Annotated in this window: 15 protein-coding genes; 3 read left to right on the forward strand and 12 right to left on the reverse strand. The window is 55.7% G+C overall.

What is annotated here, in order from left to right; all coding sequences use genetic code 11:
- Position 1: 1 nt before the first annotated feature.
- The 4 genes from KA369_08900 to KA369_08915 all read right to left on the reverse strand — a co-directional run bounded on the left by KA369_08900 (position 2) and on the right by KA369_08915 (position 4,901).
- Positions 2-1,600: an AMP-binding protein gene (locus KA369_08900; protein ID MBP7736073.1), complete on the reverse strand. Its 1,599-nt coding sequence runs from the start codon at positions 1,598-1,600 to the stop codon at positions 2-4.
- 16 nt (positions 1,601-1,616) lie between these two features.
- Complete coding sequence (locus KA369_08905) at positions 1,617-2,966, reverse strand: acyl-CoA/acyl-ACP dehydrogenase (GenBank protein MBP7736074.1); 1,350 nt, start codon at positions 2,964-2,966, stop codon at positions 1,617-1,619.
- The gene (locus KA369_08910; GenBank protein ID MBP7736075.1) at positions 2,963-4,156 is read right to left on the reverse strand and encodes an acyl-CoA dehydrogenase; all 1,194 of its coding nucleotides are present in this window, start codon (positions 4,154-4,156) and stop codon (positions 2,963-2,965) included. Before KA369_08910 ends, KA369_08905 begins: the two co-directional genes overlap by 4 nt.
- A gap of 142 nt (positions 4,157-4,298) precedes the next feature.
- Positions 4,299-4,901 (reverse strand): TetR/AcrR family transcriptional regulator, encoded by a 603-nt coding sequence (locus KA369_08915; protein ID MBP7736076.1) that lies wholly within the window; start codon positions 4,899-4,901, stop codon positions 4,299-4,301.
- 562 nt (positions 4,902-5,463) lie between these two features.
- Between KA369_08915 and KA369_08920 the strand changes: the two genes are divergently transcribed.
- Positions 5,464-6,762, forward strand: a complete 1,299-nt coding sequence (locus KA369_08920) for an aminotransferase class I/II-fold pyridoxal phosphate-dependent enzyme (GenBank protein ID MBP7736077.1) — start codon at positions 5,464-5,466, stop codon at positions 6,760-6,762.
- Between the two features lie 98 nt (positions 6,763-6,860).
- On the opposite strand, the gene KA369_08925 is transcribed toward KA369_08920, so the two are convergent.
- The 5 genes from KA369_08925 to KA369_08945 form a co-directional block, all read right to left on the reverse strand.
- On the reverse strand, positions 6,861-7,553 hold the full coding sequence (locus KA369_08925; GenBank protein MBP7736078.1) for an alpha/beta hydrolase: 693 nt from the start codon (positions 7,551-7,553) through the stop codon (positions 6,861-6,863).
- Positions 7,554-7,739: 186 nt separating this feature from the next.
- Entirely contained in the window at positions 7,740-11,000 is a 3,261-nt protein-coding gene (locus tag KA369_08930; GenBank protein MBP7736079.1) for a PAS domain S-box protein, read from the reverse strand.
- A gap of 24 nt (positions 11,001-11,024) precedes the next feature.
- Positions 11,025-11,369 carry an STAS domain-containing protein gene (locus tag KA369_08935; protein ID MBP7736080.1) on the reverse strand — a complete coding sequence of 115 codons (345 nt, stop codon included), beginning with the start codon at positions 11,367-11,369 and terminating at the stop codon, positions 11,025-11,027.
- Between the two features lie 291 nt (positions 11,370-11,660).
- A complete protein-coding gene (locus KA369_08940) occupies positions 11,661-13,589 on the reverse strand; it encodes an N-6 DNA methylase (GenBank protein MBP7736081.1) in 1,929 nt (642 codons plus the stop codon).
- Positions 13,590-13,956: 367 nt separating this feature from the next.
- On the reverse strand, positions 13,957-14,493 hold the full coding sequence (locus KA369_08945; GenBank protein MBP7736082.1) for a hypothetical protein: 537 nt from the start codon (positions 14,491-14,493) through the stop codon (positions 13,957-13,959).
- Between the two features lie 190 nt (positions 14,494-14,683).
- On the opposite strand from KA369_08945, the gene KA369_08950 reads away from it, so the two are divergent.
- Complete coding sequence (locus KA369_08950) at positions 14,684-15,121, forward strand: hypothetical protein (protein ID MBP7736083.1); 438 nt, start codon at positions 14,684-14,686, stop codon at positions 15,119-15,121.
- A gap of 13 nt (positions 15,122-15,134) precedes the next feature.
- Here KA369_08950 and KA369_08955 read toward each other — a convergent pair whose 3' ends face one another.
- On the reverse strand, positions 15,135-15,629 hold the full coding sequence (locus KA369_08955; protein MBP7736084.1) for an NUDIX domain-containing protein: 495 nt from the start codon (positions 15,627-15,629) through the stop codon (positions 15,135-15,137).
- 100 nt (positions 15,630-15,729) lie between these two features.
- Positions 15,730-16,392: a hypothetical protein gene (locus tag KA369_08960; protein ID MBP7736085.1), complete on the reverse strand. Its 663-nt coding sequence runs from the start codon at positions 16,390-16,392 to the stop codon at positions 15,730-15,732.
- 490 nt (positions 16,393-16,882) lie between these two features.
- Here KA369_08960 and KA369_08965 point away from each other — a divergent pair, with 490 nt between their 5' ends.
- Entirely contained in the window at positions 16,883-17,587 is a 705-nt protein-coding gene (locus KA369_08965; protein ID MBP7736086.1) for a DNA alkylation repair protein, read from the forward strand.
- Positions 17,588-17,615: 28 nt separating this feature from the next.
- Here the strand turns inward: KA369_08965 and KA369_08970 are convergent, their stop codons facing one another.
- Entirely contained in the window at positions 17,616-18,023 is a 408-nt protein-coding gene (locus tag KA369_08970; protein MBP7736087.1) for a hemerythrin family protein, read from the reverse strand.
- Positions 18,024-18,026: the final 3 nt, after the last annotated feature.

The following is an 18,026-nucleotide window of genomic DNA, read 5'->3' on the forward strand; positions in this document are numbered from 1 at the left end:
GCTATACCTGGATCCTTATGACATTCTTCGCGTCAGGCTTGAAATTCTCCCTGAGCACACGCTCCAGGGGTTTCTCCGTGACGGTCTTAGGGATCTCGTCTACGATCTGGAAAAAGCTGGGCACGCTGTTCCTCTCCAGGGTGGCCAGGCAGAGAGACTTGAGCGATGCGATGTCCGGATCCTTGCCTTCGAAGGGCATGATGGCTGCGACGATATCGCTTTCGCCCGGCGCGCCCGAGGAAGTGGGAATGCCGTATACGCAGACCTCGGAAACGCTGTCATGCTCGCCGATGATCTTCTCGATCAGGTCCGGCTGTATGAAATCTCCCTGGCGCCGCAGACCGCCGCCCTTGCGGAAATCAAAATAGAAGAAGCCGTTCTCGTCCCGGTGGCATATGTCGCCGCTCCGCAGCCAGCCGCCCCGGGTCTTTTCCTCGGACTCCTTCTTCTTGCCCAGGTAGTTGACTTCCGTGTTGCCCATCTTCATCTTGCTTATGAGCTCGCCCAGCTCTCCGGGGGCGCAGTCGTTGTCGTTCTCGTCCACGACCTTCATCTCCATGAACTGCTCCAGGGGCTTGCCGAACGCGCCGATGGGGCCGCCCGGAGGATTGTGGGCGAAGCCGCCCTCGACCGCGCCATACCACTCGTGCACCTTCACGTTGAAGCGCTTCTCGAAGGTCTCCCAGATGGCTCGGGGAGTCCCGGCGCTGATGACAACACGGACCGGGTTATCGCCGTCGTTCGGCTTCACCGGCTCGTTGTAGATGCCGCTGAGCATGCCTCCCAGGGACGACCAGGTGGTGCAGCCGTACTTGCGGCAGATGTCCCAGATGCGGCTCTTGGTGAATTTCTCGCCGACCACGGCGGTGATGCCCTTGGCGATGGTCGGAATGATGGTGACGGACTGGGCGTTGCCGTGGGTCATGGACAGGCCCGTGTAGGGAATGTCGTCGTCCTTGTACTGCCACACGCCGTTGCCCAGCAGGCTGTAGAGCATGTACCGGTTCGCCTTCAGGACCACGCCCTTGGGATCGCCCGTAGTTCCCGACGTATGTATGATCTGGGTCGGCAGGCCGAAATCCAGGTCAAGGGCCTGGTCGGGCGGCTCCGGGTTCTCGTTCGCGAGTATATCGTTCAGGGACGGATATTTCCCCTTGTCCGGAACGCCGTGGTGCTTTTTATAGGTAATGCCGATGACGGGCACCGAGGCAATGTCCGATTTTATCTCTTCAACGCTCTCCAGCATGTCGCCGGCCAGGATGATCCCCTTCGACTTTGTGTTGAGGATCTGGAAGGACAGCTTCCGCTCCTTCGACCGCGGGTCGATGGGAACGGCAATCGCGCCGATGGTGAGTCCCGCGAAGAGCGCATAGAGGAACTCCGGGTGATTCCGCATGAGAATGCTGAAGGTGTCGCCCTTGGCGACGCCCGCCTTTACAAGGGCGCGCGCCACCCTGTTGCAGTTATCGAATAGCATCTGATAGGTCACGCGCTCATCCGATCCGTCGGAGTTGCTGAAAATAAACGCGTCGCGATCAGTCTTGACATTTTTCAGCCCCACCGCCTTGAAAATGGGAAGGTCTTCAATGTTTTTAATCATAAACTACACCTCTCTATTATATAAGAATTTGCTCAGTTGATTTGCTGGTGCTGATCTCGGCGTCCCAGTAATGCTCGAGGAGCGCCAGACGATTGAGCTGGTTGGTCCCCTCGTAGATCTGGTTGAGCCGAGAATCCCTCCACGCCTTCTCCACGCCGTAGGAATGGATGTAACCGTGGTCTCCCATGAGCTCCATGGCCTGGCCGCACACCCGGTTGGCGGTGTCGGAGACGGCCACCTTGCAAGCTGCCGCCAGCCCCTGGCCGGACCTGAAGAGCCGGCAGGAGTGCCACACCATGCTGCGGCACATCCATATCTGGAGCATCATGTCCGCCAGCTCGATCTGCACGTCCTGATACTCGATAAGGGGCTTCGGCCCCAGGTTCGTCTTCCGGCAGAAGTCGAGGCAGCGCTCGAAGGCGCCCCGGCCGATGCCCAGGGCCATGGCCCCTACCGCCGGCCGCGAGTAATTAAGCACGTTCTTGTTGTTGGCCCAGCCGCCGCGCTTGACGCCCACGACGTTGCGATCCGGCACGAACACGTCCTCGAAAATGAGCTCCGACGCGTCCGAGGCACGCTGTCCCATCTTCTTCTCGCGGCGTCCCACGGAGAAGCCCTTCATACCGCGCTCCACGATGAAGCAGGTCCACGACTCAATGTCCTCTCCCTCGATCTTGGCGTATACCGTAACCTTGGCCGCGCCCGCGCCGCCGGAGATAAAGCACTTGCGGCCGTTCAGGATATAGCCTCCCGGGGCAGGTTTGGCCACGGTGACAAGTCGCGCGCTCGCCGCGCCCACCGGGTCCTCAACATCGGAACCGGCCTCTGGCTCGGTTATAGCGAATGCCCAGGTGGAATCGTCGCCAAAATATCGCGCCTTCAAGTAGTAGGGAATGAAATGCCGGAAATAGGTCCGCAGGTGTCCGGACAGGAACACCGGCGCGAGGCCCAGGTTATGGGCCAGGAGCATCAGTCCCAGGCCGCCGTCCTCGGTCATGAACTCCTCGGCCGCAAGGACGACCTGGAAGGAAGGTTTTTTCAGGTAGTCGACGAAACTGGCGTTTCCCAGGGGTGTCGGCAATAGGAGAGTCTGGAACCCGGCCTTGATGGCCTTTTTTAGAATCGGCTTTGTATCAAAACCATGGGGGTCCCGGTCAGCCTCAAGCGCCGCAGGCCGAATATGCTCGCGGGAGAACTGCAGGGCCCGCCTTCTCCATTTCCTGGCGCCCCGGGGAAGCATTTTGGTGTCGTGCTCCCACATCGTGATTTCCCTGTTGTCCACGAGAATGCGGCCCAGGAAGTTGAGCTTCTGCGAGGCATTGCGCAGCTTGAGCTGCTCTATGCGTTCTTCCAGTGATTGTTTCATTGCCGCTCCTCCCTGTCGATGTCGAATATGAGCTGTTTGAGATACGTGGGCGATCCGCCCGCGGACTTGAGGGTCGCGACATCGCGCAAACGCTTCTCGATCTTGAAATCCTCCATGTAGCCGTAGCCGCCCATGGACTGCATGCAGTCCGTGACGGATTTCGCGCAGAGTTCCATGATCGCAAGCTTGGTCTTGGCCGCCCTGGTGAAATCGCGGTCGAAGCTTTCACAGGGAACGGAGATCCCCTGCACCGCGGCCTCCGCCACGGCTACCTTCGATTCCGAATCTCCCAGGAGGAGCTTCACGGCCGGGTGGTTCTCAATGATGGTGCCCCCCTGGTATCGCTGGGACGAGTATTCCTCGGCGGCGGCAAGGGCGCCCCTGGCTATACCCACGGCGATGGCGCTCATGCCGACCCAGTTAAGGGACATGGCACGCGCCAGCAGGGCGGTGGCGTTGCCGTCGTCTATGCGGTTGCCCGCCGGCACGGTGACATTGTTGAATTTGAGATTGCGAAGGCCGCAAAGACGCAGACCGGAACGCCAGCCCACGTCCGCCTCGATAAGCCCGTCTGAGCCGGCGGGAACGACGAAGCAGCCCCAATGCCCGTCGATGCGGGCGAAAACCACATAGGCGTCAGGCCGCGGTATGGACCACACAAAGGATTTCTCCCCGTTGATCGCATAGCCTTCGGGAACCTTGCGGGCCTCGGTCGTCACGCGGGCCGGCAGGTCGAGGTCCGGCGACTTGATGGTGCCGTAGTGCGGTAGAGACACGCCTTCCTGGACACAGAGGCCCAGCCGCTCTCCCCCCAGGGCCGCGGCCGGATTCCCCATCAGGGCGATATGCGACGCCACGCCCTGGGCGTGGAGCATCATGGCGACGCCGCCGCACACGCTCCCGACGATGGACAGGATCGATATCGAGTAGTTCAGCCCCGCCGTATCCGACGCGCAGCCCCATATGCCGTATTCGCATCCGGCAGAGGTCTTGTCGGGCGAGCTGGCAAGCCCGGTGATGAAGGCAGTATCGATGATTTTACCCACGAGGTCCGGATTCCCGTCAGGGAACTCGCCCTCGAACATGGGCTCAACCTGCTTCTTGGTGAATTGACGCGCCAGGTCCATAAAATGACCCAGCTCTTCTGAAGACAATGCAGTAGTAACGTTATTAACTAGAACTTCCCCCATGGTCATCCTCCGTTATAATGTTTAGGAAAATGCGCCTCTAAAGTAACAGTTGACGTTTTAATATGTTATGAGATTATAAGTATGCCCTCCCTCAAACGAGGGTCCTTGAATATAAAAACCTCCTCAGCGATTTTAATGTTATTTACTCCGGTCTGTTCAGAAGACCGGTGATTGCCTTACGTGAAAACGATACCGCCCATTCAGATGAATGATTATCCCTGTCAAGATACCACCGCGTTGCCACTCCCTGATATATCGACGAGATAGCCTTTGCCGTGCCCTTTATATCGGCAATCGACAACAATCCCCGGGCATTGCACTCCTCTATCGCGAGCCCCAGAAGTGAAATCCACTCATTGAACCATTCATGAAAAATATCGCGGAAATCCTTATCATGGCTCGCCAGCGACATGGCGTCAAAAAGAATTGAATAACCGATTTCCACCAGCGGATCATCCCAATTATACAACCATGTAAAAGATAGAAGCTTATCAATCGGATCCGCGCACTGATCCATTACGGTTTTGCTTCGCAAAAAAATATTATTAAAGAACTCTTTGAATGCTTCTTTTATCAGGTTATCTTTCGACGCATAATAATACGCTATGCCGCCTTTGGATAATTGAGCCTCTTCCGCGATATCATCAAGGGTGATATTCTGAATGCCTATTTCTGTGATTTTCTTGAAAGTGGCCTCGATAATCTGGGCCTTCCTTATCTGTTCTAGAGTTACTTTTTTATTCATAGGTTATTGTATTTTGATTTTTGGATATATATCCAAAAATCCGACTGTTCAAATTATTAACCGGATGGACGGATTATTCAGAATGTATTACATTATGTCAATAATATTATTAATATTTTATTAAATTAATGATAAAAATACACCGGTTGAAGAACCAAGGGGTCAGAGTAAATTATTTTTTGAGCCTGATTACCGATAACTATCGGTAATTTATATTCATAACCGATTTTTTAGGGGTCAGAGCAAAACTTATATCCAATAAAATATAACACTATTATAAAAATGAATAGTTTTTAATCAAGCAGTTTGCTGAAAAACAGCAAACTGCTAAGCGATACATGAATGTATCGCCATTTTTCGAGGCGTTAGACGAGAAAAATGTGAGGTTTTACGAATTCACTTCGTAAAACCGACCCTGAAAAACTCCAAGTAAGGAGTTTTTCAGGAAACTGCTAGGAACCAACATTAAAAATAAATATAATCCTATTCTCTTGACAAATTGCTGATTCATGAATTACAAATAAAACCACCTTATTATCAGAAATTTCGTCGGGGGATAACCATGAGCAGAATTGATTCTCAACTGAAAGTAGAATCTTTGTTGCTACACGGAGGCCAGGAACCGGATCCAGCCACTGGCGCCAGGGCCGTTCCCATTTACCAGACAACATCCTATCAATTCAATGACGCCGATCACGCGGCCAATCTCTTTGCCCTGAAGGAGTCGGGCAACATATACACGAGGATCATGAATCCCACCACGGATGTCTTTGAAAAGCGCATGGCGGCCCTGGACGGCGGTGTCGGCGCCCTTGCCGTGGCCAGCGGCCAATCAGCCATCACGCTGTCGATTCTCAATATCGCCAGGGCCGGCGATGAGATCGTATCCGCCGACAATCTCTACGGCGGCACCTATACCCTGTTTCATTACACCCTGCCGCGGATGGGCATTAAGGTGCATTTCGTGAAATCAAACGACCTGGACGCGATCCGTAGGGCGATCACGCCGGGAACGAAAGCGATCTACGCCGAATCGATCGGCAATCCAAAGCTTGACGTGGCCGATCTCGAAGGCATCTCGAAAATCGCCCATGGCGCCGGGATCCCCTTCATCCTGGACAACACGGTTTCGCCCTATCTCCTCCGGCCCTTTGACCACGGCGTGGACATCATTGTCTATTCCGCCACCAAGTTCATCGGCGGCCACGGCACCTCCGTCGGCGGCGTCATCGTCGATTCGGGCGCCTTCGACTGGACCGGCGGCAGGTTTCCCCTCATCGCGGACCCGGAACCGAGTTACCACGGCATTCCCTTCGTGGAGGCGCTGAGGCCGGTGGGCAACATCGCCTATATTACCAAGGCCCGGGTCACCCTGCTCCGCGACATGGGGCCGTCCCTGTCGCCTTTCAATTCCTTTCTCTTCCTGCAGGGGCTGGAGACCCTCCACCTGCGCATGCCCTGCCACTCCCTGAACGCCCTGGCCGTGGCGCGGCACCTGGAGAAGCACCGGGCCGTCAGCTGGGTGAACTATCCGGGCCTCGACTCGAGCCCGGAGCAGGGGCGGGTCGGGAAATACCTGGCCCGGGGAGCCGGGGCCCTGGTGGGATTCGGCATCAAGGGAGGCGTCGCCGCTGGCAAGAAATTCATAAATTCACTGCGGATGATATCGCACCTGGCCAACATCGGCGACGCCAAGACCCTGGCGATCCACCCGGCGAGCACCACTCACCAGCAGCTCTCGCCGGAGGAACAGCTCGCCACCGGCGTATTGCCCGACTACATCAGGCTGTCCATCGGCATCGAGCACATCGACGACATCATCGCCGATATCGACCAGGCCCTTGCCGGGGCCGCGGGATGACGGCGTAGAACACAAAGGCAAAACCAGGAGTCAAACCATTAGCGGAATAAATAAGGACATCACGGCCACCATCGGCAAAACGCCCCTTTTTACAGGAATCACTGCAATCCGCCGAGAAAGCCCTCGATCTCCCCGTTAATCTCATCCGGCTTTTCTAGAAAAACCATGTGGCCCGCCTCGGGGATTACGACGAACCGGGAGCCGGGAATCCTGTCAGCCAGGAACCGCGAATACTTGACCGGCGTCATGACATCCCTGTCGCCGCAGATGACCAGGACCGGCATCGCGATCTCCCCTATCCTTTCCATAATATCAAAACGGTCGCAGCAGAGGAAGTCATTGAGGTGCGTGCTCACGGGGAAGGAGCATATCGCGTCGAGGACCCGGTCCCGCACCGCTGGTTCAACGCCGCTGTACATGACCGAGACGATGCCGCGGTACCAGGAAGGAGGCTTGTCCGTATTATCGTTCAGGGTCTGCAAAAAACCGGGATTCACCCTGAGCCGCGCGCCGGTGCCGATCAGTACCAGGCCGGCGACATCGGTCGGATGGGCCAGGGCGTAGGACAGGGCGACGGCGCCCCCCATGCTCTGGCCCGCCAGGACCAACCTGCCGTACCGCGCGTCCAGGACATAGGCGCGAAGCCACTGCCGGTATTCGTCGACGCTGCCGCGGGGATTCCCGTCGGGATGTCCCGGCAGGGTTACGGCATCGCTCTCCCGGAAGCGTTTTGTCTGGTAATGCCAGAGGGCGCCGCAGCCGCCGGCGCCGTGGATGAATACTAGTTTCATGGTTCAGACCTCGTCACTCTTTTGTCGTGCCCCGAGCTGATGGATATCGCAATGCAGCAGCATACACGGATATACCGGCAAATGCCCCGCCCCTCAGGGGAGGGCTCAATGATAAATATATTACCCATGCCCCCTTTTCCCCATGGGAGAAGGGGGTCAGGGGGATGGGGGTCAAAAATAAATCCGTCAGCTGCGGTTCTTGTCCTTCAGCACCTCGCCGACCACGCCGGCAAGCTCGTCGATCCGGTACGGCTTGGCTATGACACCGCTGAAACCGTAATCACGGTAATTGGCCATGATCGGGTCGTTGGAATAGCCACTCGACACGATGGCCTTGATATTGCCGTTCAGGGCCAGGAGCTTTTCAATGGTTTTCCTGCCGCCCATGCCTCCGGGTATCGTCAGGTCAAGGATGACCAGGTCGTAGGGGAGACCGTCTTTCATCGACTGCTCATACAACGCCACCGCCATGTCCCCGTCCACGGCGATGTCAACGGTATACCCGAGGTGCTTCAGTATCTTCGAGGCCGTTGATGTCACCGCTTCATCGTCATCCATAAAAAGGATCCTTCCCGATCCGGTAGGCAGCGATCGGTTCTGCAGCTCCTCCGCCTCGCCCGCGGTATCCGAGGAGGGAAGATAGATAAAGAAGGTCGTGCCCGCGCCGATATGGGAATCCACGAATATATAGCCGTCATGGCGCTTTATGATCGAGTAAGTGCTGGTGAGGCCGAGGCCGTTCCCGGACCCCTTGGTGGTGAAGTAGGGATCGAATATCTTTGACTGGTTTTCCAGCGGTATCCCGATGCCGGTATCGGAAACGATGATCTTCACATACCGTCCCGGGGAGACCGGAAGGCCGCTGTCCGCAGACAGTATGATATTCTCCGTCGTTATGGTGATGTCGCCGCCGTCAGGCATGGCCTGGTCCGCGTTGATGACAAGGTTCTGGATCACCTGGCTGAACTGGCCGACGTCCACGTTGACGGGCCAGAGGTCGTCCTGGAAATTGTAGACGCAGCGCACGTTGGAGCCGCGCAGTATGAAGCGCGAGGAATCGCGGATGATCTCCTCGATCGAGGCTATGCGCCGCACCGGGGCGCCTCCCTTGGAGAAGGTGAGAAACTGGTGGGTGAGCTCCTGGGCCCGTACGGAGGCTTTTTCCGCGTCCTCAAGGATGTCCATGAGCCGGACGTTTCCGCTCACCATCAGTTTCGCCAGGTTGATATTGCCCATGATGGCGGTGAGAATATTATTGAAGTCGTGGGCGATCCCCCCGGCCAGGATGCCGATCGATTCGAGCTTTTCAATCTTGAGGAGCTCACCGTGGAATTTCACCTCGTCCGAGATGTCCCTGACGACGATGACATAGCCGGATACTCTTCCGGAGCGGTCAAAAATCGGGGCGCAATGCTCCGACACGATCCGCTCCGTCCGGTCCCTCCTGACCAGGACGGTATTGGAGCGGAACCCCACCGATACATCCTGGATCAAACCCGTTTTGACAGGGTCCTTGACGATTCCCGTCTTCTGGTCTATCAGGACAAGGACATCGCTGATCGTCTTCCCCATGACCTCATCCTGGCGCCATCCTGTCAGCTCCTCCGCGGCCTTGTTTATGAGATGAACGCGCCACTTGATGTCCATGGCTATGACGCCCTCCCCTATGGAGCGCAGGGTAATGGCCAGGCGCTCCTTTTCCTCGAGGAGCGCCTCCTCGGCCATCTTCCGCTCGGATACGTCCCGGGCTATGCCCTGGACGCCCATTACCGCGTCATTCTTCATGATCGGGGAAAGATTGATCTCGACGCTGAGCCTGGTGCCGTCCTTTTTCTTGAATGATGTTTCGTACCCGATAATCTCCTTTCCCTTCAGCAGGTCGCCGAAAATCAGCCTCCCGATGCCGGCCACGTCATCGTCCAGATAATTGCCGAACATTTTCCCGACCAGTTCATCGGCCCTGAAACCGGACATGGCCGTGATGGACGGCGACATGTATGTTATGCGTCCTTCCGTATCCATCATGAATATGATGTCGAAATTCCTCTCCACGACGCCGCGGAAGCGCTCTTCGCTCCTCCTCAGGGCCTCCTTGTCCCGGATATGGTCCGACATTTCCCGGACGATGTTCGCGTTGAGTATCTCGAGCTTCTTCTTCATCACGTTAATCTTGTCAGCCAGGCCGAACGAAAAGATAAGTATCTGCCCCACCATGGCGAACCTGAAAAAGAGATGCGTTACAATAGTAAGGGGGATGATTCCCATGCCCCTGAGCGCGTAGAGAAGTATCGCGATGACGATGATGGCCCAGGAGGCAGCGTAAAAATTCGCCTGCCTCACCTTGCGGCGCAGGGCAATACCGGATATGAAAAAAGTCAGGATAATGGCGACAATGGCCAGGGTGATCGATAGAAACATCATCGCCAGCCTGTTCAGGAATACCAGGTTCAGGACGAACCCGGCCAAGCTCAGGCCTGCGGTCACGAGGGAAAGCCTGTCCAGCAGGGAAGAGAGCGACCATGTGTTCATGAACTCCCTGGCGAAGAGCATGTACGTCGCGATAAATATGAAATTGTACAGGCTCGTATCGGATAAAAACGGGGTAGCGGGCCAGAGAAACTGGGTGCCATGGCCCCTGATGGCCAGGGTGGCCAGGAGAAAGGCCAGGATATACAAAGAATAGAACAGGTAGTCCCTGCTCCGCACCGAAAAAAACAGGAACAGGTTATATACCAGCATGATGAGCATCATTCCATAATATAACCCGTACAGCCAGTTATCAAGCATCATGCTCTTGTATAACCCCTCCCGTGACATCACCGAAATGGGAATGGTCATGGCTGAAGACGTCTTGACCCTGATATAGCAGGTCTTCTTCCCCGGCCCTATCACAAGGGGAAAGACAAACCCGGGATGCTTGAATTCCCTTTCGCTGAAGGGAATCGTGTCGCCGCTCTTCTTCATCGTGAACGTTCCACCCTCTTCCGGGACAAACAGCCTGATGTCGTCAAGGAGGGGATAATCGACGACCAGGTCAAAGGGAATGGGTTTGGCGAGGGGATTCCTGAGGGTGAACCGTATCCAGTAGGCTGAATTGGTCAGGCCGAAGTTGGGGCTGTCGTCGATATGATGCTTGAACCTCCGGTCCCATGCCGGGGAGGATACAGTGCCGATGGAAAGGTTCGAACCGGGATCTTCGAGATAATCAACAACGGGACCTATTGATCTGGCCTCCACGGGGTCCTCAAGGTTAATGGTCCTTTCACCGGCCGGAGCAGCGCCGGGATCAGGTGTGGTACGGGTCCCGGACTGCAGAGGCCCCGGGGCGCTCTCTTTTCCCGAGACTGGCAAGACGGCGGCAGCATAGAGGATGGAAACCCCTATTCCCGCCGCAACGATGAGGCTCAGGACACGTTTTCGCAGGTTATGGTTGACCGCAGTGAACAAAACAGGTGTACACTCCGCACTCTGTCATTTCAGGTATTGTGATTCGAATTGTTGTTTCGTCAAGATGGGAATGACTTTGTCCAGTTTAATTACCTCGAAAATTTTTTTCAGCGATTCAAAAACATCATAAATGATCAATGTAACATGTTTATTCTCAGCGATCCGCGCCATTTTGAATATATGATTGATGCATATGGAATCTATTTGCGTGACGGCCTTGAAGTCAAGGGCGATCACTTCCGGTTCCGGCGAAGTATCGATCTCATCGCTCCACGCCTCTTCCACTATTTTCAGCACTTCCCTTGTAAGGGTGCCGCGGAATTGCATCACGATAACTGGACCGTATCTCTCGGTAATGATATCTATCATATCCAACTATCCTTTATAAAAACCCGGTTATTTAAGCTGTTGGTGAGTCAGACGAAACATGTTCCGCCAGGTTATACAACACCCGGATAGCCAATTGTACCGACAATATACCCGGCGATATCGCGAATGTGTTCATATTATAATCCTATCCCCATGGTATATAATATAAATTGCCAATAATCATCGGTGCTGTCAATAGGTTTAATATGGCGGCGGTGAAAAACTATTCACCGGGGATCATGGAAGGAACTGCGGCAAGCATTCAGCCGTCATGGTGACGCCCGGCAGGGCCTAGCGCAGGGAGCCACGGACATGCTTTATCTCGGCGGCGGTCAATCCATAATGGTCCATGATAAAGTCATCAACTTCCGCGGGGGAACGGACCCCCCCGAGGACGCCCTCGGCCAGGGATACGAGCTCATCCAAGACCGCGGCGCGCCAGAGCGGCAGCGGCAGGGCCTCCAGGTGGCTGCGAAGCACTTTTATCGATGAAAACTTTTTCTGAAAGATGAACTGGTACAGTGAGGAGTTGAACAGGGCCAGCACAGCCATGATAGGGTAAAAGTCCGCCCGGGGGATCAGCGCGTTGGCGCTGTTCAGCGTAAGGCACCGCCGGTCGTCATAGGCGACGACGAGGTTCTTGGAAATGAAGCGGTACACCAGCTTTTCCGGGGCCCGGTATTTATATTCCGGCGCCGCCTGCTGGAACTTATCCGGCTGGAATCTGATGAAGCTGGTGGGATCGCCGAGAACATAGGGATTGACGTCCCTCCCCTTGAATACGGGCTCATGGCCCTTGGTTTCCATCGTTTCGCGGAGATATTTTCCATTGTCCCCCGTCACGATGCCGAGGGCCCACTCCGCGTTGCCGGAGAGGGTGACATGGTCCCGGCCGTAGACCTTGCCGATGATGCGGCCATCGGCGGCGCCCACATTGATGTCGAAGACGCAATCGGGGTTTTTCCCGAACCGCCCCTGGTCCACGTCGCGCGCCTGCCTGCCCGATATGCAGGCAAACCGGCCGCTCCCGGACCGCCGGGAGCAATCGAGGCGGATCGCCGGCGTGAAGACATTCTTAAACACGCGCCCGAGGAGCTCAATGCGCTCTATGCGGGTGTGCTTCAGGATACAGGTCCTGATGTCGCGATGGGTCTTCACGTGGAGCAGCGACTCGGGCAGTATGAACGAAATGCGTCCGCCTTCTTTCAGGAGATCGATGCTTCTCCGGAGAATGTATGAAAATGATTCAAGGGACCTTATGTCCGGGTACAGCTTTTTGAGCGCCCCCAGCTCGGCGCTGGAATAATGGAGCCCCCAAGGCGGGTTCGTGGCGATCATGTCAAAGCCGCCGAGGGATCCCCGGCCGAACCTTCCGTCCAGCATATAATCGCCCCGGTAGATGCGAGGCTCAAAATCCCCGTCCGGGAACCGCAGCATCAGGTTGATGCGGGCTATGCGGACCGCGAGGCCGTCGATGTCGCATCCGTGGAGCGACCGGGGATCGCCGGTCTTATCGGCAAAGGCGAGAAGGAACTGGCCCGTGCCGCAGCAGGGATCCAGTATCTTCGCCCGGCGTCCAGGCACGGATTCCGCGATTTCATCGACAATGCTGTCCGGCGTGTAATAGGAGCCGCTCCGCGCCTTGTCCCCTTCACGGATGAGGGACTGGTACACCAGGCCCAGCGCGTCCCGCTGCCGAGGCAGATCCATGCTGAACAGGGGATTATATTCTTTCGTAACATCGAAACTTCCGAGCTCCTCGTGCCATGAGCGGAGCTCGCTTCCCAGGAAGCTCCTGCCCCTGATGCGGAACCCCCTGCCGATGAGACGCCCCAGGTCATGGTCGCCGCACATTCCCTCGGCGCAGACCCTGCTCAGGGCCAGGACAAAAAACGCCCGGTCGATGTCGATGCCCGATTCCGCGATATAGGCGACGACCTCCTCGACGGCCCCCCGGCCCCTCTTTTCGCCAAGGTACTCCTCCGGTATGAAGGAACGCTGCGCCTTGACCTTGTTGGCCCGGCTGGCGAGGCGCGGGATGGAGCCGTCCAGGATCCTTTCATGGAGGCGGCGCACTTCATCGTATCGGAACCGGATGCCCTGGGTGCGTCCCGCGGGACGAAGGTACTCGTGCTTTATCCAGTTGCGCACGGTGGCGGATGAAACCGCCAGGATCGACGCTGTTTCATCAAGGGTGACATACCGGTGTTCCGGGACCATGGATCAGTTCCTCCACGCATTCGGCACAATGAATTGAATGAGAAGCGGCGCCGGGGAGCGGATATGACAATCTCCCGCCCGCCGCTGTCACGGTAATAAAATCGACCGGTACGAAAGGATTGCATTAATACTTTTGTGGAGGTTATGTCGCGTGGGAGGAATTATGTGTCGCATGAAGACACGGTCTTGAGGTCGAATCGTCAGGGAAATTCAACCCCTCACCCGCCCCTCCGGGGCACCCTCTCCCATTAAGCACGAAAAAAAGGAGAGGGTTTCTTTTGAAAATAGTTGATATGGAACACCCCCCCTCTCCTTTTTTCATTTTTTCATGGGAGAGGGGGCCCGGGGGTGAGGGGTAAAAAAGGGTTCACCTGAACAGCTGTATGAGGGGAATCTCCAGGAGATGGGATTCCATTGTTTTAAGCTCTTTTTGCAGAATGAGAAAACTTTCCCGCGCGTCCGATTTGAGCACGATGATCGTCTGGCTGTAACCGGTCTGGAATATCTGCACCTCCAGGTCAAGGAGGCTCAGGGCCTCCACGAGGGACAGGACGTTCCGCTGCGCCACCTGCCGCGCCAGGCTCTTTTCCCGGTACGCGGCGCCGAAGAGTCCCAGGCAGCAGATCTTCTTTACGTTGAGGCCGGTCATGCGCGAATGGAGCTGGGCGATCTGCTTCAGGGCCATGTCGCTGTTCTCCTCGCGGGACTTGAAAAGATGGTTCACGCCGAACCAGACCTTTCCCGCGTCATCGATGCCGCACAGGATCACCGAGGCGCATGACCCGAGGTCCACGTGGATCACATGGCCTTCGTCCTTGACGACGGCCTCGTTGATATGCACGTAACAGGGCTTCTTCCCCCTGCACTCCAGATTGAAAAGCTTCTCATCGTCCCGAGATCCCATGGAATTATCCATCCCCCTGTTTATAAGGTAATGTAATTGTATAATCCGTCAATAATTATTGGTGTGAAAAAACAATTATTGGGGCCGGTGTCGTTTTAATACTTGACCGTCCGCCGAGACTGGGCGATACTATTGGCAGTTTGCTGAAAACAGCGCTGAAGGATTCTTTCGGGAGACTGCCGGGAAAAACATGGACGATGTGGATAAAATAAAACTGGTCAATCTTGAAAATACCGACGACGGGAAAAAAATTGCCTTCGCGTCATTCCTCAGGAAAGACTACGTGGCAAAATCCCTGGTCATTTACCTGGACGGCTCCGGCGTCATCTCCAGGATCTTCTTCTCATCTGATACACACGGCACCGTGGAATGGATCAACGGACGAGGCCTGCAGAACAGCCACCGGTGGGAGAGCGACGACCAGGCGAAGTCCCGGTCGTACCTGACCCGGCGTTATACCGCCATCCTCGCCGACGGGTCAGTGGATACGGAATTCGCCAGGGATTTCATCATACCTGACATCCTCGACAACCTGGATAGCCCGGACACCGCGGAATGGGTCGCCGACATACTAAACACCAGGGAATACCTGGTCCCCGTGGACATGGCCCGTTTCAAGCTCGGATAAGGCCGCCATTCCCTCAGCTTCCCGCTTTCCTTTTATCGAGCCAGCCCTGTACCGCCAGGCCCGTGCCGAAGGTCCAGGCCTTAAGCTTGTCCGGACCGACATGGCGGATCTCCTCGAGCTCATCGTTCAGGGTGATCTCGCCTTCGGCCTTCAGATCGTATGCCAGTATCAGCTGGTTCTTCTGGTAGAAGGGATAGATGCCCACCAGTCCCCGTATCGAAGCATTCAGGCCCAGTTCCTCCCGGACCTCGCGGACAACGGCATCCTCGGGGCTCTCTCCCTTTTCAAGAAAGCCGGTCACCAGGCCGAACATGCCGGCGGGCCACCCCTTTCCGCGGGCGAGGATGACAGCCCCCTCGTGCTCCACGATGGCGGCCACGACCGTGAGGGGATTGTCCCAGAAAACATATCCGCACCCTTCGTCCGCGCAGGCGGCGTACTGTTTTCCCTCTATTTCCCTGTTTCCGAGCCTGTTGCCGCACCATGGGCAGAATTGCATTTGTGCCATAGGGTCGTCCTTGAGGTGATATGAGGCGCTCCGGTATTGTAAAAAAGCCGCGCCGACACCTCCCTGTCTAGCACCGGAAAAGGCCCCTGTCAATACTAATTCACCCCTCCTCTCTCAGCGTGGCCGCCACGGGAAAGGTTATGCGGAAATCCTCGACCGCGGTGACGGCGATCGGTTTCAGGGAGCAAACCTCCGGGAAATAGGCAGGATTGCAGTAGAGCGACTCCAGCACGGCCAGCCTTCCGCGACCGCTCCCGTTGAACTCCGTGAAGAAAATAGTCTTTCCCCCGAGCTTCTGCACCAGGGCATGGGAAAAATACTTCGTGCTGACCCTGAAGGGGATACTCCTTTTTCTTAAAATCGCGTCAAAAACAACGATGCCGTCTTTCTTGACGATGATGCGCTCCCTCTTGGCGTCGATCTTTTTCGTTTCGAAGTCGGCAAGCTCCTTGGGAATGCCCCAGTTCGCCCTGCCGTTGTCGACGCTCTCCATGGTGGAAACGTAGATCTTGGTGATGGAGTAAAATTTCTTGTAGAGATAATCGAACTCCCCGGGGATAAAGAGCAGCTCCTTGTAGGGGCCCGCGTCTGATTTCACGTAATCGACCAGCATGATGGTGCCGAAGCCGCTGGACGGCTTGTCGCTCAGGCTGATATGAAAGAAGGGACTCTCCTTGAATTTCTTCGGGAACTTGTACAGGAATATGTAGCCGTTGCCGGTAAGGTTCCACGGCGCCGGGACTTTCTTTGTTTTCTGTTTCATAAGTGGTCTCCTTGGTACTGACGTCATTAATAAAATATTAGAGTTGTTATAAAATTAAGTATTTTTAGGGGTCTAAGGGGCGAAGCCCCTTACCCTCCCCCCGCAGGGGGTTCCCTGCGAGTGCGAAACGCAATTTCGCAACAAGGCAATTATTTATAGATACTAAATATACTTGCGAAAATCAACTATTTATTTGCATTTTGCAAGTATTTTTTGAATCTAAATTCCATATAAACATACATAATGTTTCTCGCAGAGCCGCTGAGTCGCGGAGAAAATATAGATTATCATACTTCGCTCAATTATCTCTCTTTACAACCATGACCTTGAAACATCATTAGTAAATACCAATAAAACTCTGCGTCCCTGCGCCTCTGCGAGAGATATTCCTTTTCTATTTTCCCCTCCCATGATCGCCCTTGTTAAAAATGATTGCAATTTCCCCTATTACGCCGGGAAATACCTGAAATCACGAATCAGGAAACCGGACATGTCCCTGCAAGATCTCAAAAAAGAACTTCGCGACCTCGCCGATCCGGGCCAGGCGGAGATCCTCATAAGATTCTTTAAAACCGGGCCGGGACAGTATGGCGAGGGTGACCGGTTCCTCGGGATCAAGGTGCCGGTCCAGAGGTCCATCGCGAAGAAATACCGGGACCTTCCCCTGGGCGCCATCGATAAGCTTATCAAATCGCCCATCCATGAAGAGCGCCTGGTATCGCTCCTGATACTCATCGAGAAGTACAACAGGGCCGGTGATGCCGAGCGGAACGACATAATCGAGCTGTACCTGGCCAACACGCATAATATCAACAACTGGGACCTGGTGGACCTGTCAGCGCCGCAGCTCCTGGGGAGGCACCTCTTCGGCGGGGACATGGATCTCCTCAGGAGGCTGGCGCGCTCCTCCAGCCTCTGGGAGAAGAGGATAGCCGTACTGTCGACGTTCTATTTCATAAAAAAAGGCGACCATGCCATGACCCTGGAGCTGGCGGAGCTCCTCCTCGGCGACGGCCATGACCTGATCCACAAGGCCGCGGGGTGGATGCTCCGCGAGGTGGGGAAAAGGGACCTGGCCGCGGAGCGGGCGTTCCTCGACCGGTACGCCGGGTCGATGCCGCGGACCATGCTCCGCTACGCCGTTGAGCGGTTCCCGGATAAGCTGCGCCGATCATACATGCGATCGGGAAAATGAAGGGCCGCCAAGGGCCCGGAGAAACCTTTCAGTTTATCCCCCTGGCGAGAAAAAAATCGCGGTATTTCATGTCCGATCCCTTGATATGGTTGACCAGCCAATCCTTCAGGAAGGCCATCAGCTCCAGCGTAAAAGAAGCCTGCCCCTCCTTGAGACGGTCGCTGAATTCGGACACCTTCTTCATCAGCTCATAGTGCTCCTTCCGGTGGGATTTTATGTCCTGGTAGTCATGCTTCGACATCAGATCCTCCTCGCGGCCGAAGTGCTCCTTCGTGTAATCGATCAACCCGTTCAGGATGTAGGTCATCTGCGAGATCCCGATGCCCGACACGATCCCCCCGTGGAGATCGTTGATAAAGCCGACCAGGCGGCGGTGATCATCATTGAACGCGGAAACACCGACATCGAGCGTTTCGTCCCAAGTGACAAAGGCCATGTC

It is taken from the genome of Spirochaetota bacterium, assembly GCA_017999915.1.
Lineage (GTDB): Bacteria > Spirochaetota > UBA4802 > UBA4802 > UBA5550 > RBG-16-49-21.